The following is a 1,576-nucleotide window of genomic DNA, read 5'->3' as shown; positions in this document are numbered from 1 at the left end:
GGGGCATCTTGTGCGCGAGATCGACGCCCTCGACGGGGTCATGGGCCGCCTGGCCGACGTGGCCGGCATCCAGTTTCGGCTGCTGAACCGCTCCAAGGGCGCCGCCGTGCGCGGCCCCCGGGCCCAGATCGACCGCAAGCTCTATCGCCAGGCCATGCAGGCCGAACTGGCCGCCGCCCCAAACCTCACCATCAAGGCCGAAGCGGTCGAGGACCTGCTGGTGGTGGACGGCAAGGTGACGGGCGTGGTGGGCGCAGGCGGTGAAACCTATCCCGCTGGACGGGTGGTGCTGACCACAGGCACCTTCCTGAAGGGGGTGATCCACCAAGGCGAACAGCGCATCCCCGCCGGACGCGTCGGCGAGGCGCCGGCTATCGGGCTCTCGGACCGCCTCTACGCCCTGGGCCTGGACATGGGCCGGCTGAAGACCGGCACGCCGGCCCGCCTGGTGGCCTCCACCATCGCCTGGGACAAGCTGGAGATGCAGGCGGCGGACGATGTCCCCTCCCCTTTCTCCTTCCTGACCGAAAAGATCACCACGCCGCAGATCGCTTGCGGCGTCACCTACACCAATGCGCAGACCCACAGGATCATCGCCGAGCGCCTGAGCGAGTCGGCGGTGTATGGCGGGCGGATCAACGGGCGCGGCCCGCGCTACTGCCCCTCCATCGAGGACAAGGTGGTGCGCTTCGCCGACAAGACGGCGCACCAGATCTTCCTGGAGCCGGAAGGCCTGGACGACGACACCGTCTATCCCAATGGCGTCTCCACCTCGGTCTCGGCGGAGACCCAGGACCTGTTCCTGCGCACCATCGTGGGCCTGGAGAACGTCCAGGTCCGGCGCCACGGCTATGCGATCGAGTACGACTATGTCGATCCGCGCGAACTCTCGGCCACCCTGGAGGTCAAGCGCCTGCCAGGCCTCTATCTGGCGGGCCAGATCAACGGCACCACCGGCTATGAAGAAGCCGCGGCCCAAGGCCTGGTGGCCGGGCTGAACGCCGCCCGCGCCGCCTCGGGCGCTGAGCCCGCAATCTTCGGCCGCGACGAGGCCTATATCGGCGTCATGATCGACGACTTGGTGACCCGGGGGGTCACGGAGCCCTATCGGATGTTCACCAGCCGGGCGGAGTTCCGCCTGACCCTGCGCTCCGACAACGCCGACCAGCGCCTGACCGCCAAGGGCCTGGCCCTGGGCTGCGTCGGTGTTTCACGTGAAACCGCCTTCAATTCAAAGGCCAAGGCTCTTTCCGAGGCCCGCGCCCTCGCCGCCGAGCTGACCCTGACCCCGGACAAGGCCGCCAAGGCCGGCCTGCCGGTCAAGGCCGACGGCCAACGCCGCGACCTGACCCAGCTTCTGGCCTACCCCACCATCTCCTTCGAGAACCTGGCGACCATCTGGCCCGAGATCGCCGCCTGGGATCCCCAGGTCCGCGAGCAGGTGGAGATCGACGCCGCCTATTCCGGCTATCTGGGGCGGCAGGAGGCCGACGTGGCCGCCTTCCGCCGCGACGAGAACCTGCGCCTGCCGGCCGAACTGGACTATTCGGCGGTCGGCGGGCTCTCCAACGAGGTG

The 1,576-nt window shown here is 68.8% G+C and carries 1 protein-coding gene; it reads left to right on the top strand.

Annotated features, from left to right (window positions below; translation table 11 throughout):
* The coding region (gene mnmG, locus RMO97_RS19285) for a tRNA uridine-5-carboxymethylaminomethyl(34) synthesis enzyme MnmG (protein ID WP_310542626.1) at positions 1-1,576 on the top strand (1,576 nt) is incomplete at both ends.

Origin of the sequence: Phenylobacterium sp. (assembly GCF_031425575.1) — a bacterium.
Classification (GTDB): Bacteria; Pseudomonadota; Alphaproteobacteria; order Caulobacterales; family Caulobacteraceae; genus Phenylobacterium.
This window is presented reverse-complemented; position numbering and strand designations above follow the sequence as displayed.